General features: G+C 73.3%; 19 protein-coding genes and 1 pseudogene. 8 read left to right on the top strand and 12 right to left on the bottom strand.

Going from position 1 to position 26,795, the window contains the following annotated elements; all coding sequences use genetic code 11:
- Positions 1-178 precede the first annotated feature (178 nt).
- On the bottom strand, positions 179-2,458 hold the full coding sequence (locus FGW31_RS33335) for a catalase (protein ID WP_142197342.1): 2,280 nt from the start codon (positions 2,456-2,458) through the stop codon (positions 179-181).
- Between the two features lie 515 nt (positions 2,459-2,973).
- Here FGW31_RS33335 and FGW31_RS33330 point away from each other — a divergent pair.
- Positions 2,974-5,547, top strand: coding sequence for a discoidin domain-containing protein (locus tag FGW31_RS33330; RefSeq protein ID WP_142197341.1), 2,574 nt, complete (start codon positions 2,974-2,976; stop codon positions 5,545-5,547).
- Positions 5,548-5,568: 21 nt separating this feature from the next.
- Here the strand turns inward: FGW31_RS33330 and FGW31_RS33325 are convergent, their stop codons facing one another.
- Positions 5,569-5,793 carry a hypothetical protein gene (locus FGW31_RS33325; RefSeq protein ID WP_142197340.1) on the bottom strand — a complete coding sequence of 75 codons (225 nt, stop codon included), beginning with the start codon at positions 5,791-5,793 and terminating at the stop codon, positions 5,569-5,571.
- Positions 5,794-5,968: 175 nt separating this feature from the next.
- On the opposite strand from FGW31_RS33325, the gene FGW31_RS33320 reads away from it, so the two are divergent.
- Entirely contained in the window at positions 5,969-6,442 is a 474-nt protein-coding gene (locus FGW31_RS33320; RefSeq protein ID WP_142197339.1) for a carboxymuconolactone decarboxylase family protein, read from the top strand.
- Positions 6,443-6,514: 72 nt separating this feature from the next.
- Here FGW31_RS33320 and msrA read toward each other — a convergent pair whose 3' ends face one another.
- On the bottom strand, positions 6,515-7,027 hold the full coding sequence (msrA, locus tag FGW31_RS33315) for a peptide-methionine (S)-S-oxide reductase MsrA (protein WP_142197338.1): 513 nt from the start codon (positions 7,025-7,027) through the stop codon (positions 6,515-6,517).
- A 349-nt stretch (positions 7,028-7,376) separates the two neighbouring features.
- Here msrA and FGW31_RS33310 point away from each other — a divergent pair, with 349 nt between their 5' ends.
- Positions 7,377-10,055, top strand: a complete 2,679-nt coding sequence (locus FGW31_RS33310; protein WP_142197337.1) for a SpoIIE family protein phosphatase — start codon at positions 7,377-7,379, stop codon at positions 10,053-10,055.
- A gap of 23 nt (positions 10,056-10,078) precedes the next feature.
- On the opposite strand, the gene FGW31_RS33305 is transcribed toward FGW31_RS33310, so the two are convergent.
- From FGW31_RS33305 to FGW31_RS33280, 6 genes and pseudogenes are all read right to left on the bottom strand, one after another.
- Positions 10,079-10,525 carry an ATP-binding protein gene (locus tag FGW31_RS33305; RefSeq protein WP_142197336.1) on the bottom strand — a complete coding sequence of 149 codons (447 nt, stop codon included), beginning with the start codon at positions 10,523-10,525 and terminating at the stop codon, positions 10,079-10,081.
- A 114-nt stretch (positions 10,526-10,639) separates the two neighbouring features.
- A complete protein-coding gene (locus FGW31_RS33300; RefSeq protein WP_142197335.1) occupies positions 10,640-11,827 on the bottom strand; it encodes a carboxylate-amine ligase in 1,188 nt (395 codons plus the stop codon).
- A 164-nt stretch (positions 11,828-11,991) separates the two neighbouring features.
- Positions 11,992-12,565: pseudogene (locus FGW31_RS33295) on the bottom strand (MFS transporter); the annotation flags it as partial.
- 42 nt (positions 12,566-12,607) lie between these two features.
- Positions 12,608-12,946 carry an STAS domain-containing protein gene (locus FGW31_RS33290; RefSeq protein ID WP_142197334.1) on the bottom strand — a complete coding sequence of 113 codons (339 nt, stop codon included), beginning with the start codon at positions 12,944-12,946 and terminating at the stop codon, positions 12,608-12,610.
- The gene (locus FGW31_RS33285; RefSeq protein WP_233288756.1) at positions 12,943-14,187 is read right to left on the bottom strand and encodes a PP2C family protein-serine/threonine phosphatase; all 1,245 of its coding nucleotides are present in this window, start codon (positions 14,185-14,187) and stop codon (positions 12,943-12,945) included. The genes FGW31_RS33290 and FGW31_RS33285 overlap by 4 nt, the downstream gene beginning before the upstream one ends.
- Positions 14,188-14,219: 32 nt before the next feature.
- Positions 14,220-15,026, bottom strand: a complete 807-nt coding sequence (locus FGW31_RS33280; protein WP_142197332.1) for an alpha/beta fold hydrolase — start codon at positions 15,024-15,026, stop codon at positions 14,220-14,222.
- A gap of 380 nt (positions 15,027-15,406) precedes the next feature.
- Between FGW31_RS33280 and htpG the strand changes: the two genes are divergently transcribed.
- Positions 15,407-17,323 (top strand): molecular chaperone HtpG, encoded by a 1,917-nt coding sequence (gene htpG / locus FGW31_RS33275; protein ID WP_142197331.1) that lies wholly within the window; start codon positions 15,407-15,409, stop codon positions 17,321-17,323.
- Between the two features lie 23 nt (positions 17,324-17,346).
- Here the strand turns inward: htpG and FGW31_RS33270 are convergent, their stop codons facing one another.
- Positions 17,347-17,916: a DUF2269 domain-containing protein gene (locus FGW31_RS33270; protein WP_182674989.1), complete on the bottom strand. Its 570-nt coding sequence runs from the start codon at positions 17,914-17,916 to the stop codon at positions 17,347-17,349.
- 50 nt (positions 17,917-17,966) lie between these two features.
- Positions 17,967-19,052 (bottom strand): GNAT family N-acetyltransferase, encoded by a 1,086-nt coding sequence (locus FGW31_RS33265; protein WP_142197359.1) that lies wholly within the window; start codon positions 19,050-19,052, stop codon positions 17,967-17,969.
- A gap of 1,011 nt (positions 19,053-20,063) precedes the next feature.
- On the opposite strand from FGW31_RS33265, the gene FGW31_RS33255 reads away from it, so the two are divergent.
- Positions 20,064-21,374: a cation:proton antiporter gene (locus tag FGW31_RS33255; protein ID WP_142197329.1), complete on the top strand. Its 1,311-nt coding sequence runs from the start codon at positions 20,064-20,066 to the stop codon at positions 21,372-21,374.
- 21 nt (positions 21,375-21,395) lie between these two features.
- Here FGW31_RS33255 and FGW31_RS33250 read toward each other — a convergent pair whose 3' ends face one another.
- On the bottom strand, positions 21,396-23,222 hold the full coding sequence (locus tag FGW31_RS33250; RefSeq protein ID WP_185907440.1) for an RICIN domain-containing protein: 1,827 nt from the start codon (positions 23,220-23,222) through the stop codon (positions 21,396-21,398).
- Between the two features lie 355 nt (positions 23,223-23,577).
- On the opposite strand from FGW31_RS33250, the gene FGW31_RS33245 reads away from it, so the two are divergent.
- From FGW31_RS33245 to FGW31_RS33235, 3 genes are all read left to right on the top strand, one after another.
- Positions 23,578-24,240, top strand: a complete 663-nt coding sequence (locus tag FGW31_RS33245) for a TetR/AcrR family transcriptional regulator (RefSeq protein ID WP_182674993.1) — start codon at positions 23,578-23,580, stop codon at positions 24,238-24,240.
- A 71-nt stretch (positions 24,241-24,311) separates the two neighbouring features.
- Positions 24,312-25,226 (top strand): hypothetical protein, encoded by a 915-nt coding sequence (locus FGW31_RS33240; protein ID WP_142197328.1) that lies wholly within the window; start codon positions 24,312-24,314, stop codon positions 25,224-25,226.
- A 199-nt stretch (positions 25,227-25,425) separates the two neighbouring features.
- Positions 25,426-26,601, top strand: coding sequence for a S1 family peptidase (locus FGW31_RS33235; RefSeq protein WP_142197327.1), 1,176 nt, complete (start codon positions 25,426-25,428; stop codon positions 26,599-26,601).
- The last annotated feature ends 194 nt before the right edge of the window (positions 26,602-26,795 follow it).

Below are 26,795 nucleotides of genomic sequence, written 5' to 3'. Positions count from 1 at the left end.
CCGCACCACCAGAGGCCGCACTACCGGAGACCGGACCACCGGAGACCGGCCCGCCAGAGGCCGCACCACCGGAGACCGGCCCGCCAGAGGCCGCACTACCGGAGACCTGACCACCAGAGACCGGACCACCAAAGGCCGCACCGCCGGGTCCGAGCCCTTGCGGGCCCGGTCCGGTGGTTCAGGTGCCGGTCGTGAAGCGTTCCCAGACCCGGTGCGAGCCCAGCAGCTCGCGCACGTGTCCGAGGACGGCAGGACCCGAGTCGGCGACGACGACGCCCGGGGCGTCGGCGGGCACGCCGGCCGCGTCGAGGGCCGCCTCGCCGCCCGCCCACGCGCCGATCGCCTTGCCGTGCCGGAACGCCTCCGAGAGCAGCAGCGCGACCCTCGGGTCGGCCGCGGTCCGCCGCGCCGCGGAGGGCGCGCCCTTGGCGTCGCGCGCGCCGTACGCGTCGTCGCCGACCGCCGGCGCGCCCGCCAGCAGCACGGCGTCGAACTCGACCGAGCGTGCGGTGGCGTACGTGCGCTGTGCCACCGGTGCGCCGTTCCCCGTGCCGAGGGGGCCGCCGGTCGGTGCGACGACGAGCGGGACCATGCCGGCCTCCAGCACCGCCTCGCGCACCGCCCGTACGCCGTCGACGTCGCCGCCCGGGCTCGCCACGATCCCGATGATGCGGCCGTCCACGGGCCAGGTCCCGCCGAGCTGGGAGAGGGCCGGGCTCGGCTCGACGTCGGCGAGCGGCACGGTGGGCTCGGGTGCGGGCAGGCCGAGCCCTTCGGCGACCTGGGAGCACAGCTCGGGGTCGATGTTGGCGAGGACCGCCAGGGCGCGTTCCTTGACGGCCTGCTCGTAGCACTTGCCGAGTTCGAAGGTGTAGGCGCCGATGATGTGCTCGCGCTCCACGGGGCTCATGCTCAGCCAGAACCGGCGGGGCTGGCTGAAGTGGTCGGCGAACGACTCGGGCGCCTCGCGCACCTTCGTCGCCTCGGGGACCCGTACCGGTGTCTCGATGTAGGCGCCCGTGTCGGCCCCGGCGGTGAACGGGCAGCCGCCGTCGAGGGAGTTGGGCCGGTACGGGGCCACTCCACGGTGCACGGCGGTCTGGTGCATGCCGTCGCGGAGCATGTCGTTGACCGGGGCGTGGGGCCGGTTGACGGGCAGTTGGGGGAAGTTGGGGCCGCCGAGGCGGGTGATCTGGGTGTCCAGGTAGGAGAAGAGGCGTCCGGCGAGCAGCGGGTCGTCGGTGATGTCGATACCGGGGACGAGGTGGCCGACGTGGAAGGCGACCTGCTCGGTCTCGGCGAAGAAGTTCGAGGGGTTGCGGTTGAGGGTGAGCAGGCCCACCGGCTGAACGGGGGCGAGTTCCTCGGGGACGATGTTCGTCGGGTCGAGCAGGTCGATGCCCTCGAAGGTCTGGTCGGGGGTGTCGGGGAAGGTCTGGATGCCCAGTTCCCACTCCGGGTACGCGCCGCACTCGATGGCGTCGGCGAGGTCCCGGCGGTGGAAGTCCGGGTCGACGCCGTTGATGAGCTGCGCCTCCTCCCACACCAGGGAGTGCACGCCCAGTTTGGGCTTCCAGTGGAACTTCACCAGCGTCGTGCCGCCGTCGGCGGCGACCAGCCGGAAGGTGTGGACGCCGAAGCCCTCCATCATCCGGTACGACCGCGGAATGCCCCGGTCGGAGATGTGCCACAGGGTGTGGTGGGTGGCCTCGGTGTGCAGGCTGACGAAGTCCCAGAACGTGTCGTGGGCGCTCTGCGCCTGCGGGATCTCCCGGTCCGGCTGCGGCTTCACCGCGTGGATGATGTCGGGGAACTTGATGGCGTCCTGGATGAAGAACACCGGGATGTTGTTGCCGACCAGGTCGAAGACGCCCTCGCTGGTGTAGAACTTCGTCGCGAATCCCCGGGTGTCGCGCACGGTGTCGGCCGACCCGCGCGAACCCACCACTGTGGAGAAGCGCACGAACACCGGCGTCTCCACGTCCTCGGCCAGGAAGGCCGCCTGGGTCACGGACGCCGCGGTGCCGTAGCTGCGGAACACTCCGTGGGCGGCCGCGCCACGGGCGTGGACCACCCGCTCGGGGATGCGCTCGTGGTCGAAGTGCATGACCTTCTCGCGCAGGTGGTGGTCCTGGAGCAGGACGGGACCGCGCGGGCCGGCCTTGAGCGAGTGGTCGGTGTCGGGCAGCCGCGTTCCCTGCGCGTTGGTCAGATAGCTGCCGGACTGCGCCATCCTGGCCTGGTCGGCCCCGGTCGGCTGGCCGGTGGGGGAAACGGTGGCCGGCCCGCTCTGGTCGGGCTTCGGCGGCAGCGGATCACGCGGCTCGGTCGGCTCCGCCAGGCTCGGCGACTCGGAGGCCGGCCTGCCCGGAATCCCGTCCGCCGGCGACGAACCGTCTCCCAGCAGGCTGTCGGTGATCTTCTTCGCTGCCCGCTTGACGGGATGAGCCTCGCTCATGGGGTGACACTCCTCCGCTTCGGACCGGCCACGTGCGGTGGCCTGTGTGTTCGGTTGCCGACTGCGGGCGATCCGGCAGGACGAAAGGCGTGAAATTGGGCGTCGATCGCTGCCAACGTCTCACGGCGCGACGGGCGTCGCAGCGGCGCGCACCCCGATGGAGTGAACCCCGCACGGCCCGCCCCGCTCCGCCCCACACACCCTCCCTCTCCCCCTCCGGATCCGACCGCCCGGCCCGCGTACCCGCGGCCGGGGAGTCAAGGCATGCGGTTTTCGGTCCGACGGGGCCGGCCGCCGTCGGCACCTGTGCACCAATTCGCGTCCGAGGTCTTGCCCGCCCAATGTCTCACCACTTAAATCAAACCCTGAACTAAGCGGCTCCGCAGCCGTGTTCGTCATCCGGCACGCCCTCGCACCGGAGGAGCCGTGCCGTCGCACCACCCGCCGCGCGAGCACTCCCGCCCGCGCGCCCGCGGGTTCACCCGCATCCCGTCGCACCGGCAGAAAGCTGACCCATGAGACACATCAAGCAGTTGAGCCGCCTCAGACGAAGAGCCCTCGGGGCGGCGCTCGTCGCCACGGCGGCGCTCGTCACCCTGCCCGCGTCCCCGACCCCGGCCGCAGCGGCCGACACCCTGCTGTCCCAGGGCCGGACGGCCACCGCCTCCTCGACCGAGAACGCGGCGACGCCCGCGAGCGGCGCCGTGGACGGCGACAGGGGCACCCGCTGGTCGTCGGCCCCGAGCGACGACCAGTGGCTCCAGGTCGACCTCGGCGTCACCGCGTCCGTCTCCCGGGTCGTCCTCGACTGGGAGTCCGCCTTCGGCAAGGACTACAGGATCCAGCTCTCGCAGGACGGCGGCAGCTGGACCGACGCCGGCACCGTGCAAGGAAGCGACGGCGGCGTCGACACGGTGGACGTGACGGGGCAGGCCCGCTACGTCCGGATGCAGGGCCTGGACCGGGCCACCGCATGGGGCTACTCCCTGTGGGAGTTCCAGGTCTACGGCACCGCCGGCACCACCCCGCCGGCCTCCTGCGGCACCGCCAACTCCGCCCAGGGCAGGCCCGCTTCCGCGTCCTCCACGGAGAACGCGGGCACCCCCGCCTCCGCCGCCTTCGACGGGGACACCGGCACCCGCTGGTCGAGCCAGGCCTCGGACCCGCAATGGGTTCAGGTCGACCTCGGCTCCGTGCGGGACCTGTGCAAGGTGGACCTGAACTGGGAGGCCGCCCACGCCAAGGACTTCCGGATCGAGGCCTCGGCCGACGGCCGGAACTGGACCACGCTCACCTCCGTGACCGGCGCGACCGGCGGCCGGACCGCGTACGAGGTGAGCGGCTCGGGCCGGTACGTCCGCGTCCTCGGCACCGCCCGCGCCACTCCCTACGGCTACTCGCTGTGGGAGGTCGCCGTGCACACCGCCTCCGGCGGCACCGGCCCGATCGAGGGCGGCGGCGACCTGGGGCCGAACGTCATCGTCGTGGACCCCTCGACGCCGAACCTCCAGCAGAAGTTCGACCAGGTCTTCGCCCAGCAGGAGGCCGCCCAGTTCGGCAGCGGCCGCTACCAGTTCCTGCTGAAGCCGGGCACGTACCACGGCATCAACGCCCAACTCGGCTTCTACACCTCCGTCTCCGGGCTCGGCCTCAACCCCGACGACGTCCAGATCAACGGGGACATCACCGTGGACGCCGGCTGGTTCAACGGCAACGCCACCCAGAACTTCTGGCGTTCGGCGGAGAACCTCGCCCTCACCCCGGCCAACGGCACCAACCGGTGGGCGGTCGCGCAGGCCGCGCCGTTCCGCCGGATCCACGTCAAGGGCGGCCTCAACCTCGCCCCGAACGGCTACGGCTGGGCCTCCGGCGGCTTCATCGCCGACTCGAAGATCGACGGCACCGTCGGCCCGTACTCCCAGCAGCAGTGGTACACCCGTGACAGTTCGGTCGGCGGCTGGACCAACGGCGTGTGGAACATGACGTTCACGGGCGTGCAGGGCGCTCCGGCGTCCAACTTCGAGACCGGCCCGTACACGACGTTCGACACCACGCCGATCTCCCGCGAGAAGCCGTTCCTCCACCTCGACGGCAGCGAGTACAAGGTGTTCGTGCCGGCCAAGCGCACCAACGCGCGCGGAGTGTCCTGGCCCGCCAACACGGGCGGCACCTCGCTGCCCCTCGACCGGTTCTACGTGGTCAAGCCCGGCGCCACCGCCGCGACCATCAACGCGGCGCTCGACCAGGGCCTCAACCTGCTGTTCACACCCGGCGTCTACCACATCGACCGGACCATCGAGGTGAAGCGGGCCGACACGGTGGTGCTCGGCCTCGGCCTGGCGACGATCGTCCCGGACGGCGGCGTGGACGCCATGCACGTGGCGGACGTCGACGGAGTCCGGCTCGCCGGGTTCCTGATCGACGCGGGACCGCAGAGATCGGACACACTGCTGCGCGTCGGTCCGGCCGACGCGTCCGCCGACCACTCCGCCAACCCGACCACCGTGCAGGACGTGTTCGTCCGCATCGGCGGTGCGGGCCCCGGTCTGGCCACCGACTCCGTCGTGATCAACAGCGACGACGTGATCGTCGACCACACCTGGATCTGGCGCGCCGACCACGGCGAGGGCGTCGGCTGGGAGACCAACCGCGCCGACTACGGGCTGCGCGTCAACGGCGACGACGTCCTCACCACGGGCCTGTTCGTCGAGCACTTCAACAAGTACGACGTGGTCTGGAGCGGAGAGCGCGGCCGCACGATCTTCTTCCAGAACGAGAAGGCCTACGACGCCCCGAACGAGGCCGCCATCACCCATGACGGCATCGTCGGGTACGCGGCCTACAAGGTCGCCGACTCGGTGGACGAGCACGAGGCGTGGGCGCTCGGCAGCTACTGCAACTACACCTCCGACGACACCATCGTGCAGCACCACGGGTTCCAGGTGCCGGTGAAGCCCGGCATCAGGATGCGGCACCTGCAGGTGATCTCGCTCGGCGGCAAGGGACAGTACCGGCACGTCATCAACGACACGGGCGCGCCCACGTCGGGCACGGACACCGTCCCGTCCAAGGTCGTCCGGTTCCCCTGAGCCCGACGCCCGTGCCGGTCCTCAGAACAGCCGCCCCTGCTCCGCGGGGGCGGTCCGGCGCGGGGCGCGGGGCGGGCCCGGGCGGCGCGCCGCGGTCTCCTGCCCGAACAGCGGAGCCGTGCCGAACTCGTCCGGCTCGGCCGGCACCACGACGGGGCCGGTGCCCACGTTGAGACACAGCGGGGCGTCGCGGTCGAAATCACCGGGCGTCATGTCCGTCCAGTCGCGTTCCCGACGCTCACTCACCGACGCTCCGCTCCCCGTTCACCCGGCCAGGTTATCGGTCGGACGGTGCCCCGGGGACGACCCTCCGCACGGCACCGTCCGACAGTGAGACGTACGTCACACCCGCGGTCCTGTCACATCGTCCCGACCCGGTCCGTCAGTGCTGCGTAACCAACCGACGCACCAAGGAGATCCCATGACCGCGCGTGTCGACCTCTTCACCCACCCCCTCGGCGCCAAGGTGCTGAAGCACATCAACTCGGCGGGCAAGGCGGTGTCGGACTCCGGACTGCCCGCCGCCACCCAGGAACTGGTGAAGATCCGCGCCAGCCAGATCAACGGCTGCGGTTTCTGCACCGACATGCACACCAAGGACGCCGCTGCCGCCGGGGAGACCTCGCTGCGCCTCAACCTGGTGGCCGTCTGGCGCGAGGCCACCGTCTTCACCGAGGCGGAGCGCGCCGCGCTGGAGCTGACCGAGCAGGGCACCCGGATCGCGGACGCGGCCGGCGGCGTCACCGACGAGGCGTGGGCGAACGCCGCGAAGCACTACGACGAGGACCAGCTCATCGCCCTGATGTCGCTGATCGCCATCATCAACGCCTACAACCGCATCAACGTCATCAACCAGCAGCCGGCCGGCGACTACCGGCCGGGCCAGTTCGGCTGACGTGACGGCGGCCCGGTCCCGGCCTCCGTGGCCGGGACCGGGCCGCCGCCCTGTGCCCGTGGGGGCCGCCGCTCAGGCCTCCGCGCGCTTCGGCAGACGCCAGCCGGGGCGCACGAAGTGGCAGGTGTACCCGTCCGGGTAGCGCTGGAGGTAGTCCTGGTGCTCCGGCTCGGCCTCCCAGAAGTCCCCGGCCGGCGCGACCTCGGTCACCACCTCGCCCGGCCACAGCCCCGAGGCGTTGACGTCGGCGATCGTGTCCTCGGCGACGCGCTTCTGCTCGTCGTCCAGGTAGAAGATGGCGGAGCGGTAGCTCAGGCCGATGTCGTTGCCCTGCCGGTTCTTCGTGGTCGGGTCGTGGATCTGGAAGAAGTACTCCAGGATCGTGCGGTAGTCGGTCACGGCGGGGTCGTAGGTGATCTCGATCGACTCGGCGTGGGTGCCGTGGTTGCGGTAGGTCGCGTTGGGCACGTCACCGCCGCTGTACCCCACCCGCGTGCTCAGCACGCCGGGGAACGTCCGGATCAGCTCCTGCATGCCCCAGAAGCAGCCGCCCGCGAGCAGCGCCTTCTCCTCGGTCCTCGTCATCTCGTCTCTCGCCCTTCTCCCACACGACTGCGGCGTCCACCGGTGAGAACCCCGCCGGGGACACCATTGTTCCGGCCGCGCCGGCGGCACCGGACAGCGGGCCGGACAGGCTGCCGCGACGCGGACCTCCCGGGCGCCGGCCGGGCCGTGGGCGGCGCGCCGGGCGGCCGTGCCGGAGCCGCCGGGCCGAGCGCCGGCGGGCCCGTGGGTGACACGCCGCTCGGCCGTGCCGGAGCCGCCGGGGCGGGGGTTGTAGGCCCTTTCCGGAGCGCACGGCCGCCCGCCGGTGCCGCGGCCCGCCCCGGCCGACCGTTCGCGCCCGTCCGAGCGGCGGTGCTAGAAAAGTGTCATGGCCGGATTCCTCGGCCGCCTCCGCCCGGTGGTGAGCGCACGTCCCGTCGCCCACCAGGTGTTCGCCCTGCAAGTGGTGATCGTGCTGTTCCTCGCTCTCGCCGCGGCGGCGTCCCTGGTGCTCCAGGCGCGCGCCGACGGCGAGAAGGAGGCCCGGGACCGTGCCCTCGCCGTGGCGCGGACGTTCTCCCACGCCCCCGGAGTGCGGAGCGCGCTGGCCGCCGAGGACCCCAGTGCGGTGCTGCAGCCGCGGGCGGAGGCGGCGCGCCGGGCGGCGGGGGTCGACTTCATCGTCGTGATGACCCCGCAGGGCGTACGCCACACCCACCCCAATCCCGCTCAGATCGGCCGCCACTACATCGGCACCATCGGGCCCGCCGCCCAGGGCGGCACGGTCCGGGAGACCGTCACCGGCACGCTCGGCCCGTCCACACGGGCGGTGGTGCCGGTCACCGAAGCCGACGGCAGGGTGGTCGGACTGGTCTCCGCCGGCATCACCCTCGAGCGCGTCAGCGAGACGGCGAACCACCAGCTGCCGCTGCTGCTCAGCGCGACCGGCGTCGCCCTCGGCCTGTCCGTCCTCGGGACGGGCCTGGTCAGCAGGCGGCTGCGGCAGCAGACGCACGGCCTGGAACCCGCCGAGATGACCCGGATGTACGAACACCACGACGCCGTGCTGCACGCGGTGCGCGAGGGTGTGCTGATCGTCGACGACGACGGCCGGGTGGCCCTGGCCAACGACGAGGCGCGCCGGCTGCTCGACCTGCCCGCGGACGCGGAGGGGCGCACCCCGTCCGCCGCCGGCGTCGACCCCGACCTGGCCGGGCTGCTCGCCGAGGGCCGCACCGCCACCGACGAGGTGTACGTGGCCCGGGGCCGGCTGCTGGCCGTGAGCCAGCGTCCGACCGACCGGGACGGCGGGCCGTGCGGCAGCGTCGTGACCCTGCGGGACACCACCGAGCTCCGGTCCCTCGCGGGCCGGGCCGACGCGGCCCGGCAGCGGCTGCGCCTGCTGTACGACGCCGGCCTGCGCATCGGCAGCCGCCTGGACGTCGAGTACACCTCGCAGGAACTGGCGGACTTCGCGGTGCCGCGGTTCGCCGACTACGTCGCCGTCGACCTGGCGGAGCCCGTGCTGCGCGGGGAGGAGCCCGCACACAGCGATCCGGGGCTGCGCCGGGTGGCGTTCCGCGGAGTGCGGGACGACGTGCCGTTCCTGCCGCTCGGCGAGCTGGTCCGCTTCTCCCCCGCCACGCCCCAGGGCGCGGGGTTCCGCACGGGCCGGTCGGTCCTGGAGCCCGACATGGCGGCGTTCGCCGGCTGGCAGGAGCCGGACCCCGGGCGGGCCCTGGAGGTCGTGGCGGCCGGTGTCCATTCGCTGATCGCGGTGCCGCTGCGCGCCCGCGGGGTCGTCCTGGGTGTGGCCACGTTCTGGCGCTCCCGCCAGCCCGAGCCGTTCGACCAGGACGACGTGGCGCTCGGCGAGGAACTGGTGGCCCGCGCCGCGGTGAGCATCGACAACGCCCGCCGCTACACCCGCGAACACGCCATGGCGGCCACGCTGCAACGCAGTCTCCTGCCCCGCGCGCTGCCGGAGCAGAACGCCCTGGACGTCGCCCGCCGCTATCTGCCCGCGCTGGCGGGACGCGGCGGCGTCGGCGGCGACTGGTTCGACGTGATCCCGCTGCCCGGCGCCCGGGTGGGGCTCGTGGTGGGCGACGTGGTCGGCCACGGGCTGCACGCCGCGGCCACCATGGGGCGGCTGCGCACGGCGGTGCACAACTTCTCCACCCTGGACCTGCCGCCGGACGAGCTGCTGTGGCACCTGGACGAGCTCGTCACCAGGATCGACCAGGACGAGAGCGGGGACGGCGAGGTGGCGCCGGTCACCGGCGCCACCTGCCTGTACGTCGTCTACGACCCGTCGACCCGCTGGTGCACGCTGGCCCGGGCCGGGCACCTCCAGCCGGCCCTGCTCCAGCCGGACGGACGGGCCGGGTACATCGACGTGCCCGCGGGGCCGCCGCTCGGTCTGGGCGGTCTGCCGTTCGAGTCCGCCGCGCTCAGGCTGCCGCCCGGCAGCAGTCTGGTGCTGTACACCGACGGGCTGGTGGAGGACCGCCACCGGGACATCGACGAAGGGCTGGAACTGCTGCGGCGGGCGCTGGCCGACTCGGCGGGTGGCCCGGAGGAGACGTGCGACAGGGTGCTGGAGTCGCTGCTGCCGGAGCGGCCGCACGACGACGTGGCACTGCTGGTGGCCCGTACGCGGACGCTGGGCGACGACCGCACCGCCGCCTGGGACGTCCCCTGCGACCCGTCCGCCGTGGGTGCGGTGCGCGCTGAGGCCGCCCGGACGCTGGCCGCCTGGGGCCTGGAGGAGGAGTCGTTCGTGACGGAGCTGATCGTCAGCGAACTGGTCACCAACGCCGTCCGGCACGCCTCGCCGCCGATCCGGTTGCGGCTCATCCGCGACCGGGCCCTGATCTGCGAGGTGTCCGACGGCAGCAGCACCTCACCGCACCTGCGGCGGGCCGCCACCACGGACGAGGGCGGGCGCGGGCTGTTCCTGGTGGCGCAGTTCGCCGACCGGTGGGGCACCCGCTACACGGCGGACGGCAAGGTCATCTGGACGGAGCAGCCGCTGCCCGAGGGGCGGCGGACCGACGGCGGCTGAGCGCGCGGCGGCGGGCCGGACGCTCAGGCGAACAGGGAGATGCGGGCGGTGATGCTCTTGCCGGCCGGCTCCTGCCGTACGTCCAGGGCCTGGGCGACGGCCATCACGATCTCCAGTCCGTGCTGGCCCACCCGGCCGGGGTCCGCGCTGCGGGCCACCGGCGCCTGGGGGTTGCCGTCGCGGACGACCACCTCGACGGTGCCGTCGGCGACGCGCAGGTCGAGTCGGACGGGGCCCGGCGCGTACTTGCGGGCGTTGGTGACCAGCTCGCTCACCACGAGCTGGGTGATCTCCATGGCGCGGGTCGACACCGGCAGGCCGTCCTCCGAGCGCACCCGGGCCAAAAATGCGGCGGCGAGGTGGCGGGCCTGCGCTATCCACGCCCCGTCGCCGTCCAGGGCGTACGAAGCCCGCAGCCGCGGTGCGCCCTGCACCGTGGCCCCCTCGTCGTCGACAGGATCTGATTCCATCCGGTCCGCCTCTACTCAACGATCACACCGCGCGACTACCCGCGTCGCTCCCCCGCACGCCACAGAAGTGTGACAGGTGGTACCGACATCGCGGGACGGGCGTCGGCAACCGGTTCAGGCCGGCCCGCCGGGGCCGGCCTGCGTGTGGATCCGCGCGGTGCCCGGCGGGGTGGCGGGCCGCCGCCCGGGACCGGGTCCGTAAGCGGGGGTCGGGGGGCGGTCGCCCCGGGTCTCGGCGGCCAGCATGCGGGTGCCGGCGCGCAGGTCCTCCCGTTCGGCCGTCCGCCGCAGCCGGTGCGCCGCGCTGCCGGTCAGGAGGGCCTCGTCGAGCAGCGCGCGCACGGTGGCGACGTCACCGTGGGCCTCCAGGGCGGGGACCAGCCTCAGCAGCATCCGGCGCAGCACGTCGGCGGCCGGTGCCGGGCGGCGGGTCAGCGGGTCGACCAGCGGCCCTTCGAGGCCGGAGCGCGCGGCCCGCCAGGCGGCGGCGCGCAGCCACTCGTGGTGCCCGTCGCACCGGGGTGCCGCGCCCCGCGCCAGCCGGTCGAGGGCGTCGTGCACCAGGGCGCGGAACAGTCCGGCGATCAGCACCACGGTCTCGGCGCGCGGGCAGGCGTCGCAGATGCGCAGTTCCAGGGTGTCCTGGTGGGCGGAGGGCCGTACGTCCTGGTAGAGCATGCCGGTGTCGGTGATGACGCCCGAGCCGATCAGCGCGTCGGCGGCGGCCTCGTACTCGGCGGCGTCGCGGTAGCAGCCGGCGGGGCCCGCGGTCGGCCAGCGCTGCCACAGCATGGTGCGCCAGCTGGCGTACCCGGTGTCGGTCCCGAGCCAGAACGGCGAACTGGCCGACAGTGCCAGCAGCGGCGGCAGCCAGGGCGACAGTGGGCACATGGCGCGTACCGCGGTGTCCCGGTCGGGTACGTCGACGTGGATCTGGGCGCTGCACACGAGCTGTTCGTCGGCGATCCGCCGGTAGTCGTCGGCCATGCCCAGGTAGCGGGGTTCCGGGGTGATGTCGTGGGCGGCGGCGGGGGCCAGCGGGACGGTGCCGGCGGCCACGGGGGCCAGGCCGAGGAGGGCGGCGGCCTCGTCCAGGCGGCGGCGGGCGGCGGTCAGGTCCGCGTGGAGCCCGTCGAGGCTGTCGTGCACGCGGCTGTTGTGCTCCACGACGGACTGTTGCAGTTCGCGGGTGAACCCGGGGCGCGGGAGCCGCGCGAGGAGCGTGTCGGCGCGGGGCACGAGACGGCCGCTCACCTCGTCCACCAGGTGGAACTCTTCCTCTGCCCCGATCCGCAGCGTCATCGTCGGCCCCTTGCCCGTCGTCACGCTCGTGTCCGCGCCCGGCCGGGTGCCCAGCCTCGCGTCCGGCATCCCTCCGGGTGCCCGGACCCGGACGGGGCACGCCCGGAGGATGCACGGGGTGGGTGGCGGGCGGCCGGGTGGCCGGGGCGCCCGCCGTCTGCGGGTCAGTGCGCCGCCGGCTCCCGCGCGGGGCGGGCGAGAGCCACGGCGGCCAGGACCGCGCCCGCGAGGCACAGCAGACCGGCGAGGACGAAGGCGGTGTGGACGCCGTTGAGGAAGGCCTCGCCGCTGCCCCGGGCGACGGCCGCCCGGAGGCCGGCCGGCATGTCGGCGGAGACGGGGGCGACGCCCATGGCGACCGCGTCCCTGGCCTCGTGGAGCCGTCCGGCCAGGTCGGCGGGCACGCCCGCGGCGGTCAGTTCCCCGGTGAGGGTGGCGCCGACCCTGCCGCTGATGAGGGAGACCAGCACGGAGGTGCCCAGCGCTCCGCCGATCTGCAGCGTGGTGGCCTGGAGCCCGCCGGCCACGCCGCCGTCGCGGACGGGCGTTGCCGACGACGGCCTCGGAGGAGGCGGCCATCACCATGCCGACGCCGAGACCGAGCGCGATGAACGGCGGCGACATCGTGGCGTACGACGAGTCGGTCCGCCAGGTGAGCATGCCGAAGCAGGCGGCGGCCTGGAGCAGCATGCCGAGCGGCATGGTGAACCGGGCGCCCAGGCGCTGGGTGAGGGCCGCGAAAGAGGCATCGCCGGGTCGGGCACGGGCCGCGCCTCGCGCTCAGTGGTCGGTGAGCAGCGGCACGGCGTCCCGGACGTCGAGCACCTGGTCGAGTCCGGTCAGGTTCAGCAGGCGCCGGAGAGCGGCCGACACGACCACCAGGACCAGCGCGCCGCCGGCCGCCTCGGCGCGGTTGCGCACGGCGATCAGCGCGGTGATGCCGCTCGAGTCGCAGAACTCGAGCCTGCTCAGGTCCACCACCAGGAGCCCGCCGGGCGGGAGCTCCGCCTCCTGCGCGGCGTGGCGCAGGCGCTGCGCGTTGGTGTGGTCGAGGTCGCCGACGGCCTCGAGGACGAGGCCGCCGGGCGCGTGCGACGCGGTGATCGTCAAGGGGTTCATGCCTGGTTTTCCGATTCGGTGTCGGTGCGGGCGGGGAGGCCGATCGCGAGCAGGGCCGTGTCGTCGTCGAGCCCGTCGCCGAAGCCGCGCAGCAGCCCCGTCAGCGCGTCGACCAGCCGGCGGGGGCCGGCGGGGGCGAGGCCGGCGGCGAAGGCCTCCAGGGCCTCGTATCCGTACAGCTCCCGGTCGGGCCCGGTACGGGCCTCGGTGATGCCGTCGGTGTACAGCAGCAGCGTGTCCCCCGGCCGCAGCCTGACGTGGACGTCGACGAACTGGGCGTCGGGAAGGGCGCCGACGAGCATGCCGCCCCGGGTCGAGAGGTACTCCGCGCCGCCGTCGCCGCGCACCACCAGGGCGGGGGGATGGCCGCCGGAGGCCAGGTGGACGTCCACGGTGTTCCCCGAGCGTTCCATCAGGCCGACCACGGCGGTGCAGTACCGCGGATCGTCACCGGTGTAGCGGTCCAGCAGCACCGTGTTGAGGATGCGCAGGTTGGCGACGGGATCGGAGGCGTGCAGGGCGGCGGCGCGCAGGGTGTAGCGGGTGAGGGAGGTCAGCGCGGCGGCCTGCGGTCCCTTGCCGCACACGTCGCCGAGGAAGAAGGCGAACCGCTTGTCGTCGTCCACCGGGAACAGGTCGTAGAAGTCGCCGCCCAGCTCGATCGGTGAGGCCGTGTGGTAGTGGCAGGCGGTCTCCACGCCGGGGATGTGGGGCAGGGCCGCGGGCAGCAGGCTCTGCTGGAGGACGGCCAGCGCCTCGCGCAGCCGCTCGCGGTCGGCCTCCGCCTGGGCGCGCGCCTCCTCGGCCACGCGCCGGGCGCGCAGCAGTTCCCGCTCGTAGGCGCGCCGGTCGGTGGCGTCGAAGACGGTGGTCCTGATCAGCAGGGGCTCGCCGTCGTCGCTGGTCTTGACCGTGGAGGTGACCAGCACCGGCAGCTTGGCGCCCTGTGCGGTGCGCATGTCCAGGGCGATCCCGCCGAGGTGTCCCTGCATGCGCAGCAGCGGGGCGAAGTGCGTCTCGTGGTACAGCTTGCCGCCGACCGTGAGCAGGTCGCTGAAGTGCATGCGGCCGACGACCTCGTCGCGGGTCAGCCCGAGCCAGCCCAGCAGGGTCGCGTTGACCTTGGCGATGGTGCCGTCCATCAGGGTGGACAGGTAGCCGCACGGCGCCGACTCGTACAGGTCCTCCGCGGAGTCCTCCAGCAGGGCGCTGAAGGCCGCGCGGGTGCTGGGCAGGCCCATGCCCGATCCGTCGGAGCCGCCTGCCGCCGGATTCATCGCTCCAGGTCCGCGACGAACGAGGAGATCGCGGAGGCGGTGGCCTCCGGGGCGCTCAGCTGGGGGCAGTGGCCGGTGGCGGCCAGGGTGACCAGTTCGCTTCCGGGGATCGCGGAGTGGACGTACGCGCCGACCTCCCGGGGGGCGATGGCGTCCTGCTCGCACTCCAGGATCAGCGTGGGCGCGGTCACGTCCGCCAGCTCCTTGCGGCTGTCGGACAGGAACGTGGTGCGCGCGAAGACCCGGGCGATGTCCGGGTCGGTGGCGCAGAAGCTGTTGGCCAGCTCCTCGCCCAGCTCGGGCCGGTCCGGGTTGCCCATGATCACCGGGGCCATGGCCGCCGACCAGCCCAGGTAGTTCGACTCCAGCGACTCCAGGAGTTCGTCGATGTCCTCCGCGGTGAATCCGCCGCGGTAGCCGTCCTCGTCGATGTAGTACGGCGAGGGGCACACCATGACCAGCGAGCCGATGCGTTCCGGCGCCGCGGCACGGGCCAGCACGCCGACCATCGCGCTCACGGAGTGGCCGACCAGCACCGCGTCCCGGAGGTCGAGTTCCTCGCAGACCTCGACCACGTCGCGGGCGTAGCCCTCGAGGGAGGAGTAGCGCTCCTCCTGCCAGGCGGACAGATCGGAGCGGCCGGCGCCCACGTAGTCGAAGAGCACCACCCGATGGTCCTTGGCCAGAGCCGGCTCGACCAGACGCCACATGTTCTGGTCACAGCCGAATCCGTGCGCCAGGACGACCGTGCGTCCGGACGTGCGACCGGACACACGGATGTTGTTCCTGCGTTGGATGCTCATCCACCCATGCTCGCACGCCGGAGAAAAAACCAGCCGGACGACCTGATTCCGCCCGAATGCGGTCGGCGCACCTCACGGCCCGGCGGCCCGCCCCGCGACCCGCACCCTCCGTCCCGGCCTCCGGCACGCGCCGCACGGCCACCCCGTCCTCGCCCCCGTGGCGCGCGGCGCGTCCGCCGCCCCCGCCCGGCGTCGCCGACCGGCGGACACGGACGGTGGCCCGGGCCTGCCGGACACGGCCGTGGCCGCCGGACGCGGCGGTCCGCTCGCCACCCTCATGATCGGCTCCCCGCAAACCGGCCAGGAGTGCGAGGCCGTGTTGACTAAAGTGAACGCGCCAGCATCCGGTACTTCATGGACCAGTGAGGTAATCGCGCACCATGCCGACCGAAACGTTTGAGTTCCAGGTAGAGGCCCGTCAGCTGCTCCAGCTGATGATCCACTCGGTCTACTCGAACAAGGACGTCTTCCTGCGTGAGCTCGTCTCCAACGCCTCCGACGCGCTGGACAAGCTGCGTCTGGCGGCGCTGCGGGACGACACGCTCGACGCCGACGTCTCCGACCTGCACATCGAGCTCGAGACCGACCAGGACGCCCGTACGCTGACCGTGCGGGACAACGGCATCGGGATGTCGTACGACGAGGTCGGCCGGCTGATCGGCACGATCGCCAACTCGGGCACCGCCGCGTTCCTGCGCGAGCTGCGCGAGGCCCAGGACGGGGCCGGGACGGAGGGGCTGATCGGCCAGTTCGGCGTCGGCTTCTACTCGGGCTTCATGGTCGCGGACGAGGTCACCCTGCTCACCCGGCGGGCCGGTGAGCGGCAGGGCACGCGGTGGACGTCGCGCGGCGAGGGCACGTACACGCTGGAGAAGGTCGACGACGCTCCGCAGGGCACCTCGGTGACGCTGCACCTCAAGCCGGCCGACCCCGACAACCAGCTGCACGACTACACCTCGGTGTGGAAGATCAAGGAGATCGTCAAGCGGTACTCGGACTTCATCACCTGGCCCATCAGGCTCGTCGGCCAGAACGGCCAGAACGGCGAGAAGGGCGACGACGGCGAGGCGTCCGCGCCCGAGACGCTGAACTCGATGAAGGCGCTGTGGGCGCGCTCGCGCGAGGAGGTGTCCGAGGAGGAGTACCACGAGCTGTACAAGCACATCGGCCACGACTGGCGCGAGCCCCTGGAGACCATCCAGCTGCAGGCCGAGGGCACCTTCGAGTACCAGGCCCTGCTGTTCGTGCCGTCGCACGCCCCGCACGACCTGTTCAACCAGAACTTCCGGCGCGGGCTGCAGCTGTACGTCAAGCGCGTCTTCATCATGGACGACTGCGAGGAACTGCTGCCGCCGTACCTGCGGTTCGTCAAGGGCGTCGTGGACGCGCAGGACCTCTCGCTGAACGTGTCCCGCGAGATCCTCCAGCAGGACCGGCACATCCGGATGATGCAGCGCCGGCTCACCAAGAAGGTCCTGTCGTCGGTCAAGAGCATGATGACCGACGACGCCGAGCGCTACGCCACGTTCTGGCGGGAGTTCGGGGCCGTGGTCAAGGAGGGTCTGATCACCGACCCCGACAACCGTGACGCGCTCCTCGCGGTGACGTCGTTCGCCACCACGCACGGCGACGACGGCACGGTCACGCTGAAGCAGTACGTGGAGCGGATGCCGGACGGCCAGGACGACATCTACTACATCACCGGCGAGTCCCGGGAGAGCATCGACAACTCCCCGCACATGGAGGCGTTCAGGGAGCGCGGCATCGAGGTGCTGCTGCTCACCGACCCCGTCGACGAGGTGTGGGTCGACGCCGTGGGCGAGTTCGAGGGCAAGGCGTTGCGGTCGATCGCCAAGGGCGAGATCGACCTCGGCGCGCGGGAGGACGAGCAGAGCGAGGGCGAGCGGGAGAAGCAGGCCGAGGACTACGCGGGTCTGCTCGGCTGGATGCGGGAGCAGCTGTCGGAGGACGTCAAGGAGGTGCGTCTGTCGACGCGTCTGACGGTGTCCCCGGCCTGTCTCGTCGCCGACTCCAGCGATCTGACGCCGGCGCTGGAGAACATGTACCGGGCCATGGGCCAGGAGGTGCCGCGCACCAGGCGCATCCTCGAACTCAACCCGGATCACGCGCTGGTGAAGGGGCTGAACGAGGCGTACGGCGAGCGCGAGGACCGCTCGGACCTCTCCGACACCGCCGAACTGCTGTACGCGCTGGCCGTGTTGGCGGAGGGCGGCCGGCCGAAGGACCCGGCGCGCTTCGTGCGGCTGATGGCCGACCGGATGGAGCGCACCCTGTGAGGTGACGGCGTGCCCGGCCGGTGTCAGGGGCGGGCCGGTCCGGCGGGCTCCGGCCGCCGGGCCGCCGCCGCCCGCAGACGCCGGCCGCGGCGTGTCAGGCCCCACGGCTTGAGGATCGAGACTGCCGTCATGAACAGGTAGGCGCTCAGGGAGACGACCGGCCCCGCCAGGACGTCTCCCCCGTCGGGCAGCGGATGCCCGGCGGCCGCGGCCGCCACGGCGGCGTCCACTCCGGGCCGCAGCGCAAAGGCCGTCGCGGCGGTGGTGGCCAGGGTCAGCCAGAACTTCGTGACGACCCATCGGTGCCTGGCCAGTCCCCACGGGGTGCCCAGGGACAGCACGAGGCCGCTGCCGAGCGTGAGCAGGGCGAGCGGCAGCAGGAGCCAGTCGGCGAACAGCTTCATGGCCCGGACGGACGCCTCCACCGCGGCCGGTGAGCCGGTGGTGGTCGCGGTGACGCCGAGGGCAAGCAGCCCGACGGTGAGTCCGAGCCAGCCGGCGGAGGCGGTGACGTGGATGACGAGGTGGGCCCGGCGTGCGGGGCGGCTGAGTTTCACGCACCCCACGGTGCCGGGCCCGGACGCCGGGAACATCTGACGGCGGGAGTAATCCCGCGTACCGACGTCGGCGTACGCGGCGCGGGTCAGCGCTCGCGGAGCCGCGCCAGCCGCGTCAGGGTGTGCCGGGCCGCGGCGGCGACCCGGGGGTGGCCGCGCACGAAGCGGCGGGCCGCCCTGGCGGGCTCCCGGCCCAGCCGGTACGCGGCCCCGCCCGCTCCCCCACGCACCACGGCGCCCTCGTAAACCGGCAGTTCGCGGGTCTTGAGGGAGTCCTTGTAGCGGGCGGGCCCGCTGCCCAGGTCGACCATGCGGATCCCGTCGGCGGCGGCCGCCTCCAGCATCCGCAGGTGCAGCACCAGGCCCGGTGAGTACCGTCCCAGGTCACGGTCGTACGCCGGGAACCACCAGGACAGGACCGTGGCCGAGCGCAGTCCGAAGTGGGCGGCCACGGGGCGGCCGGCGGCGTACAGCACGGAGAGTACTCCGCGGCACTCGGGGTCGTCGCCGTGTGCCAGCAGGTCCACCAGCCCGGTGATCCACTGCTGCGCGAACCGGTCCCGCCGGCCCGTCCGACGGTACTGGGCCGACTTCCAGCGCATCAGCGCCCGCAGCGCCTCCGGGTCCCGGGCGTCGTACACGAACCGCACCTCGCCGACCTGCCGGGCGAGCCTGCGCTCCTTGGCCAGGGTCTGCTTGAGGAAGCCGGGGGAACGGGTGCGCAGCCCGTCGAGGTACGGCCCGTACCCGGCGTCGAGGTCGACGACGGGCGCGGCGAGCCGTTCGGCGGCGTACGGCAGGAAGAGGTCCTGGCCGGCCTCCAGGTTGTCGAACTCCCAGGAGGAGAGCCGGCAGGCGGCGAGCAGGGTGCGCGGGTCGACGCGGACGCCGGGGCGCAGCACGGCCCCCTGGCTGTCCGACACGCCCAGCCCGATGGCCCGGCCCTGCCCCAGCGGCCCCTTCTCGTACGGGAAGAATCCGACGGGTGTGCCGTCGTCCTGTAAGACGGCCACCCGGGCGGCTGGGCTGACCTGGCCGACGGCCGTGGTGAACGCCGGGTCGAGGAAGGGGTTGCCGGGTGCTCCGGACTCCGCGCGCAGCTCTCTCCAGGTCTTCAGCTCGCCGGGTCCCAGCTCGTCCGGCCGGACCACGAGAATGCGCTTTCTGTCCATGGGTTTCCTGTCCATGTGTGCCTCCTGCGTCGTCACGGTTTCCGGGACACGAGAAGGCCTGCTGGTCACCGTGGGCGGGAGGTCGGGGCGCACGTACCGGGCGGTGCCCGGTCGGCCGCACGGCGCAGGCCTCGGGTGGTACGGGCGTCGCTCAGCAGCGGACCGTCCGCAGTTCGCCCGCGGCGAGGGGCGGGGCGTCCGGTGGCGGGCCGGACGGGTGGGTGGGCTGAGCCGACCGGTTCGGTGCGGTCGTCGTGGCCGGGGTGCCGGCCGTCGGGTGCTGCACGCCGGCCGGGCCGAAGGCCCTCGGCGCGCGGGCCAGGGGGTGGCGGAGGGAGGCGTCGGGCGCACCGGGCGCGGGCGTACCCAGGTGCGGGTGCGCCGGTTCGGCAGGTCCGGCCGGTTCGGCAGGTCCGCCCAGTTCGGTAGGTCCGGCCGGTTCGGCCGGTTCGGCAGGTCCGGCCGGTTCGGCAGGTCCGGCCGGTTCGGCAGGTCCGGCCGGTTCGGCAGGCTGAACCGGGGCGACCGGTTGGACCCGGGGGACCGGGGCGTCGTGCGGGGCCGTCACGGCCGAGGGTTCTCCCGCTGTGGTGACGTCCGCCGTCGTCATGTCCGCCGGGGCGGCCTCCGCCGTGGTCACGACGGAGGGGGTCACGTCCGTGGGCGGGCCTGCCGCGCGGGCCGGCGAGCACAGGTGCAGGAGCAGCACCGAGGCGAGCAGGACGACTGCCGCTGCCCATCGAGACCGCACCGGTCACCCTTTCGACGTGCGTCCGCAAGGGGGTGGGAACACCGGGTCGGCACCGGGCGGTCCCCCCACGCACGTGCGCCCGGCACGCCTTCCAGTAGCGCCGAGGGCCACCCGTGCCGTCAAGCCCTCCGGGCCGCAACGCCGCGCACTCGGCGCGCACCGGCCGCAGTGCTCCACCGGAGCCCCGTCCTTCACGCGGGAGGGTGCCCTCGGGCCGGACGGACGGCGTGCCGGGCGGCCGTACCGGGCACACGTGATCGGTGACCTCCGCCGATTTTCTCTTCACCCTGCTCGGGGCCGGCGCACTCGCGGCGGCCGTGCTGCCCCGCGTGGTGGCCCGCAGACCGCTGTCACTGCCGCTGGTGTTCCTCCTGTGCGGCATCGGCCTCCAACTGCTGCCGCTGCCGTTGCCGGACCTCGACCCGGTGGCCGACCGGGCGTGGGTGGAGCACGTCACCGAGATCTGTGTGCTCGTCTCGCTCATGGGCGCCGGTCTCGCCCTGAACCGTCCCTTCGGCCGGCGCCACTGGCAGGGCACCTGGCGGCAGCTGGGCGTCACCATGCCGCTCACCATCGCGGCGGTGGCCGGTCTCGCCTGGGGTGTGCTGGGCTGGCCGCCGGCCGCCGCGCTGCTGCTGGCGGCCGTGCTCGCGCCGACCGATCCGGTGCTCGCCTCGGAGGTGCGGGTGGGCGCGCCCACCGACTCCGAGCACGACGAGGACGAGGTGCGCTTCACGCTGACCAGCGAGGCCGGCCTGAACGACGGCCTCGCCTTCCCGTTCGTGCTGGCCGCCGTCGCGCTCGCCGCAGCCGCGGGCGGCCGGGCGACCGCCGGCGGGATCGGGCACTGGCTCCTGGTCGACGTGGTGTACAAGTGCGCGGTGGGCGTGGGCGCGGGTCTCGCCGTCGGCGCGCTGCTCGGCTGGATGTTCTTCCGGGCCGAGTGGCGGACGATGCGGCTGTCGGAGCACCGGGAGGGTTTCGTCGCCATCGGTGCCACGTTCCTCGCCTACGGGGTGACGGAACTGGCGCACGGCTACGGCTTCGTGGCGGTGTTCGTCACCGCCTGCCGGATCCGCTCGGCGGAGCGCGCCCACGGCTTCCACGGGGTGCTGCACGACTTCGTGGAGCAGGTGGAACGGCTGCTGACCGCCGCGCTGCTGTTCCTGCTCGGGGTGTTCGTCGCCCAGGGCGGTCTGGCGCCGCTGACCTGGCAGGACGCTCTGGTGTGCCTGTTGCTGCTGGTCGCGGTCCGGCCGCTGGCCGGGTGGATCGCGCAGCTGCGCACGCCCGCCGGACCCCGGGAGCGCCTGGTGATCGCGTTCTTCGGGATCCGCGGCATCGGCTCGCTGTTCTACCTGGCCCACGCGCTCGGCCACCCCGGTTTCGGCGTCCGGGCCGAGCGGCTGTGGGCGGTGGTGACCTTCACGGTGCTGGCGTCCGTGGTCCTGCACGGGGTGAGCGCCACCCCGGTGATCTCGCGCCTCGACCGGCTGCGGCTGCACCGGGCCCGCAAGGACGGCGCCGGGCCGGAGCCGGACGAGGACGAGGTGGCGGGCAAGCGGCTGTGAACCGCGCCCGGCGGCCGTGCCTCAGCCGGTGAGGGTGAAGGTCTGGGCGGCCGAGCCGGTGCAGGACTGCTGGGACAGGCGCGCCCCGTCGGCGGTGGAGGCGTTGTCGACGGTCAGGCCCCTGCCGCTGTGGCGGGCGACGAACCGGTACCGGCCGGCGGTGCCGGTGCTCTCCGCACGCCACTGCTGGTTGGTGCCGCCCACGTACTCCCACAGGTGCACCCGGGTGCCGTCGGCGGTGGCGCCGGGGCCGCCGTCGACGTCCCAGACCCGGCCGTTGTGGCGGTTGACGACCTGGTGGTGGCCGTCGCCGGTGGGCCGGAACTGCCAGTACTGGTTGGCTCCGGTGCCGCAGGCCCACTGCTGCAGGGCGGTGCCGTTGGCGGTGCCCCAGTCGGCGGCGTCGAGGCAGGCACCGCTGCCCGCGTTGACGACCCGGTACCAGGCGGCGGGGTCGATCGGGCCGGCCGGGCTGTCGGTGCCGCTCCAGGTGAAGGTGGCGACGGCTCCGGCCGGCAGGGTGTACGTGAGGGACGCCCCGTTGTCGGTGAGGGAGAACCGCTGGGCGCTGCCGGCGGTGTTGACGACGTAGGCGGCGCGGGTGCCGTCGGGGTTCTGGAAGGCGACGTTCTGCACGCCTCCGGCGCCCTGGCTGGTGGAGCCGATGCGGGTGGCGCCGGGCTTGACGAACTTGCTGACGTGGCCGAGCACGTAGTACTCGGCGTTACGGGTGACGTTGCCTCCGGCGATCTCGACGACGCCGTTGCAGCGGTTGGTGCAGTGGCCCTGGTGAGGGCCGCCGTTCCGGTCCAGGGCGAGGTTCCAGTTGATCACGGTCTCGCCGCCGTTGCGCATGTTCTGCACGACCAGGTTCTCCGCGTGCCAGCGCAGGGTGTCGCCGAAGGTGGCGGCGGGGTCCGCGCTGTCGGTGCCGGAGCACTCGGTGAAGAAGACCCGCTTGCCGGCGTTCACGATCTGCTGCTGGGCGCCGACCTGGCCGCCGTAGCAGTGGAAGGCGGCGCCAATGACCCGGCTGATGCCCGAGGTGCGGGAGAACACGTCGAGCGGGTAGTTCGGGTGGTCCCAGTTGTGGTCGTAGGCCAGGATGTTGGTCGGCAGTCCGGCCGCGGTCAGCTTGGGGTCGAGGACCTTGAGAAAGTCCGCCTGCTGGGCGGAGGTCATCGACATGGACGGGTAACTGGTGGCGAACTCCGGCTCGTTCTGCACCGTGAGGTCGGTGAGGGTGATCCCCTCCTGCGCGTACGCCTTGATCGCCTTGACCAGGTAGTCGGCGTACGCCCCGTAGTGCTCGGGGTTGAGGCTGCCGCCGTCGAGGGAGTTGCCGGACTTCATCCACGCGGGCGGCGACCAGGGCGAGCCCATGAAGCGGATGGCCGGGTTCACGGCGGTGGCCTGCTTGAGCACGGGGAGGATCTCGGCCCGGTCCCGGTCGATGGAGAACTGGCCGGGGGTGTCCTCGTAGGAGTGGTGGTCGTCGGTGGCGTCGAAGTCGGTGCTGCCGAGCGGCTGCCGCAGGTAGTTGAGCCCGATGCCGTCCGGGCCGGTGGAGAACAGCGACCTCATCAGCGACTCGCGCGCGCTCTGCGGCAGGCTCTGGACGAGACGGGCGGAGGCGCCGGTGACGGACGCGCCGGCGCCGGTGAAGCGCTGGCCCTTGCTCGCCGCGTCGATGCGGATGTCGACGGGCTGCGGGGTGCCGTCGAACGGGACGCTGCCCTCGGCGGAGAGCTTCTTGGCGCCGTCGGCGGTGGTGACCCACACCTGGGCGGTGGGGGCGGCGGCCCGGGCGGTGCCGGCGCCGGTGACGCCGAGGCCGGCGGCGGCCAGGGCGAGGGCCGCGGCGGCGGCGCGGACCCGGCGGGGACGGGACGGGGTGGTTCTCCGGGGCGACCCGGAGGACGACCCGGATGACAGGGATGACACGGTGCGGCTCTCCTTCGTCGGGTGACGCGTGGGGTACGCCGTCCGGCCGTCGGTCGGACGCCGGGCGGGGCAAGGAGGGTGCGGTGCGCTGAAGCCCCGGGGCGGGTGTCCTTCGGCCGTGACGGCGGCGTTCCGTCGGAGTGACGGCGGCCATGAAAGCACACCCACTAAGTGGTTAGTAAGTGGTCTGCGTCACACATCCGGGGTGGCGCTCGCGGATCTGCGGCGACGCGAACGGGCCGGCCGTAAGCTGTCGCGGATGAGCGATCAGTCGGTGGGCCGACCCGCCCGCAGGGCGAAGGCGGAACCCCGCACGCCGCGCAGCCCCCAGGCCCGGCGGCGGCAGCAGGACATCCTGGACATCGCCATGGACACCTTCGCCGCCCGCGGCTACAACAACGCCTCCCTCGCGGAGATCGCCGAGCGCGCGGGAGTCACCCAGGCCGGGGTCCTGCACTACTTCCGGTCCAAGGCGCTGCTGCTCACCAGCGTCCTCGAACTGCGCGACCGCACCGACATCGAGCAGCTCGGCGCCGAACGGCCGCGAGGGCTCGCCTTCCTCCGCCACCTGGTCGACACCGCCCGCCGCAACGCCGAACGCGAGGGCATCGTGCGGCTCTACGCCGTCCTGTCCGCGGAGTCCGTCACCGACGACCACCCGGCACAGCCGTACTTCCGCGACCGGTACACGGGGCTGCGCGCCTTCGTGACCGACGCGCTGATCGAGGCGTGCGGGCTGCCGGAGACCGACCGGGCGCGGGCGCACGACGCGGCGAACGCGATCATCGCCGTCATGGACGGTCTGCAGGTCCAGTGGCTGCTCGATCCCGGATCCGTCGACATGGCCGCCTCGACGGACCTGGCCGTCACCTCGCTGCTCGCCACCCTGGCACCCGACCGGTTCGGCCGTCCCGGCGCCTGAGGGCCCGCGGCGGCCCCTGGGCGCGCCCCGCCGATGTGCGCGGTGGCCGCCTTCGGTGGACGCTGGGGACCATGCGGCGCAAAGAGGTGCGGGACGAAGGGGAGGTGGAGGCGGCCCTGGACGAGCTGTACGCGCTGCCGCCGTCCGACTTCGTCGCCCGCCGGGAGGAACGGGCGGCGGCCGCCCGGACCGCCGGGCGGACCGAGGACGCCCGCCGTATCCGTGCCGCCCGCCGGCCCACCCTCGCCGCCTGGGCGGCGAACCTGCTCCGCCGGTCCCGGCCGGACGAGGCGGAGCGGTTCCTGGAACTGGGACGCGCGCTGCGCGAGGCGTACGCGACCCTGGACCCCGAGGGGTTGAAGGAGCTGTCGGCCCAACGGCGGCGCATCGTCTCGGAGTTGTCCCGGCAGGCGGCGGCGCTGGCGCGGGAGGCCGGCCACCCGCTGTCGGACGCGGTGCAGCGGGACGTGGAGACGACGCTGCGGGCCGTGCTGGCCGACCCGGAGGCGGCCGAGGTGTGGGCCGGCGGCCGGCTGGAGAGCACCCTCACCCCGCCGTCGGAGTTCGCGGCCACCGCGCCGGGCCCGGCACGGAAGGAGCCCCGCGCGCCGGCCCATGCGCCGTCGGCCCCGCCGCGCGGGAAGGACGAGCTCGCGCAGCGCAGGGCCGAACGGCAGAAGCGGCTCGCCCTCGCCCAGGAGGCGGCCCGGGAGGCCGAGGAGCGGCTCTGCGGCCGGCGCACCGAGCAGGAGCGGGCCGACGCCGACCTGGAGGCGGCGCGCGAGCGGCACCGGGAGGCGCAGGAGCAGGTGACGGCCGTGGAGGACCGGCTCCGGCAGGCGCGTGCGGAACTCGAACGGGCGGATCGGGAGCGGACGGAGGCGCAGGAGCGCGGCCGTGCGGCGGCGGACGCCCGCGCCCGTGCAGAACGCGAGGCCCGGGAAGCCGCCCGGCAGGCGGAACGGGCGGCGAAGGCGGCGCGGTGAAGCACGCGGTGCAGGGTGCGGTGACCGATCGGGTCTCACCCCGTGGGCCGGACTCCCCCACCGCGCACCGCAATTGAGCCGCACATTGGCATAGACCTGACACCGACGGCTCGCTAAGCTCTGCTCGATCCGGTGAGAGCGCTCTCACCTGTGGTTGTTCCACCCCCACCTTGCTGGAACGACGAAGGGCACACCTTCCATGAGACGCACCAGACTCACGCGTGCCTGTGTGGCCGCCCTGCTCATGCTCGGCGGCTGGGCCGCGGCCGGCACCCTGCCGGCCTCCGCGCAGGACGCCCCCGACTCCGCCACGGCCCCGGCGGCCGAATCCGCCCCCGCCTCCGACGGCCTGCTGCAGGCGATGCAGCGGGACTTCGGCCTGACCCGCGCCGAGGCGGAGGACCGGCTGGCCGCCGAGCGCAAGGCCACCGACCTCGCGCCCGAGGCCCGCAGGACCGCCGGACCCGCCTACGGCGGCGCCTGGTTCGACGCCGAGAGCGAGAAGCTGACCGTCGCCGTCACCGCGGACGCCGACGCCGCCACGGTCCGCACCCTGCGTGCCTCCGGCGCGGCCGTGCGCACCGTCGAGCACAGCGCCCGGCAGCTCGACGCGGCCAAGTCCCGTATCGACCGCCTCGACGCCCCTGCCGGGGTCAGCAGCTGGTCCGTGGACCCGACCGCCAACACGGTCGTCGTGAACGTCGTCCGCGAGCAGCGGACTGACAACGATGTCCGGGCCTTCGTCGCCAAGGCCCGCGAGGCCGGCCCGGTCACCGTGCGGACCGTGCGCGCCCCGGCGGAGACGTTCGCCGCCGGAACCGTGGGCGGAGACCCCTACTACACGGGCAACGTCCGCTGCTCCATAGGCTTCTCGGTGCACGGCGGCTTCGTCACCGCCGGACACTGCGGCGGAGTCGGCTCGCAGGTCAGGGGCTGGGACGGCTCGTACATCGGCAACTTCCAGGGCTCCTCGTTCCCGGACAACGACTACGCCTGGGTGAACGTGGGCAGCGGCTGGTGGACGGTGCCCGTGGTGCTCGGCTGGGGCACGGTCCCGGACCAGTTGGTGCGCGGCTCGGCGGAGGCTCCGATCGGCGCCTCGATCTGCCGCTCCGGCTCCACCACCCACTGGCACTGCGGCAGCGTGCTGGCCAAGAACGAGACGGTCAACTACAGCCAGGGCGCGGTGCACCAGATGACCAAGACGAGCGTCTGCGCCGAACCCGGTGACTCGGGCGGCTCGTTCATCAGCGGCGACCAGGCACAGGGTGTCACCTCCGGCGGCTGGGGCAACTGCTCCAGCGGGGGCGAGACCTGGCACCAGCCCATCAACGAGATCCTCAACCGCTACGGGCTGACCCTGCACACGGCCTGACCGGACACACCGACACACCGACACACCGACACACCGACAGCGAACGGGCCCCGCCGGACGACCGGCGGGGGCCGGTCCGTCGCGTTGCGGCGCACGCGCACCGATCACCTCACGAAATAGTTACCGGTACGTAACTTACCGGAGAGTTACCAGCGGTAAGTGAGCGCTGCTAGTTTCCGGTTCCACCTTCCTGC

Source organism: Streptomyces calvus, from assembly GCF_006782915.1.
Classification (GTDB): Bacteria; Actinomycetota; Actinomycetes; order Streptomycetales; family Streptomycetaceae; genus Streptomyces; species Streptomyces calvus.
This window is presented reverse-complemented; position numbering and strand designations above follow the sequence as displayed.

What these genes read in the sequence shown, in the direction of transcription:
- FGW31_RS33280 (WP_142197332.1), bottom strand. Translation starts at nt 15,026, where the DNA reads ATGAGCATCCAACGCAGGAACAACATCCGTGTGTCCGGTCGCACGTCC.
- FGW31_RS33335 (WP_142197342.1), bottom strand. Translation starts at nt 2,458, where the DNA reads ATGAGCGAGGCTCATCCCGTCAAGCGGGCAGCGAAGAAGATCACCGAC.
- FGW31_RS33285 (WP_233288756.1), bottom strand. Translation starts at nt 14,187, where the DNA reads ATGGGCCTGCCCAGCACCCGCGCGGCCTTCAGCGCCCTGCTGGAGGAC.
- FGW31_RS33235 (WP_142197327.1), top strand. Translation starts at nt 25,426, where the DNA reads ATGAGACGCACCAGACTCACGCGTGCCTGTGTGGCCGCCCTGCTCATG.
- FGW31_RS33270 (WP_182674989.1), bottom strand. Translation starts at nt 17,916, where the DNA reads ATGTTCCCGGCGTCCGGGCCCGGCACCGTGGGGTGCGTGAAACTCAGC.
- FGW31_RS33245 (WP_182674993.1), top strand. Translation starts at nt 23,578, where the DNA reads ATGAGCGATCAGTCGGTGGGCCGACCCGCCCGCAGGGCGAAGGCGGAA.
- FGW31_RS33240 (WP_142197328.1), top strand. Translation starts at nt 24,312, where the DNA reads ATGCGGCGCAAAGAGGTGCGGGACGAAGGGGAGGTGGAGGCGGCCCTG.
- FGW31_RS33300 (WP_142197335.1), bottom strand. Translation starts at nt 11,827, where the DNA reads ATGACGCTGCGGATCGGGGCAGAGGAAGAGTTCCACCTGGTGGACGAG.
- FGW31_RS33330 (WP_142197341.1), top strand. Translation starts at nt 2,974, where the DNA reads ATGAGACACATCAAGCAGTTGAGCCGCCTCAGACGAAGAGCCCTCGGG.
- FGW31_RS33310 (WP_142197337.1), top strand. Translation starts at nt 7,377, where the DNA reads ATGGCCGGATTCCTCGGCCGCCTCCGCCCGGTGGTGAGCGCACGTCCC.
- FGW31_RS33320 (WP_142197339.1), top strand. Translation starts at nt 5,969, where the DNA reads ATGACCGCGCGTGTCGACCTCTTCACCCACCCCCTCGGCGCCAAGGTG.
- htpG (WP_142197331.1), top strand. Translation starts at nt 15,407, where the DNA reads ATGCCGACCGAAACGTTTGAGTTCCAGGTAGAGGCCCGTCAGCTGCTC.
- FGW31_RS33305 (WP_142197336.1), bottom strand. Translation starts at nt 10,525, where the DNA reads ATGGAATCAGATCCTGTCGACGACGAGGGGGCCACGGTGCAGGGCGCA.
- msrA (WP_142197338.1), bottom strand. Translation starts at nt 7,027, where the DNA reads ATGACGAGGACCGAGGAGAAGGCGCTGCTCGCGGGCGGCTGCTTCTGG.
- FGW31_RS33265 (WP_142197359.1), bottom strand. Translation starts at nt 19,052, where the DNA reads ATGGACAGAAAGCGCATTCTCGTGGTCCGGCCGGACGAGCTGGGACCC.
- FGW31_RS33290 (WP_142197334.1), bottom strand. Translation starts at nt 12,946, where the DNA reads ATGAACCCCTTGACGATCACCGCGTCGCACGCGCCCGGCGGCCTCGTC.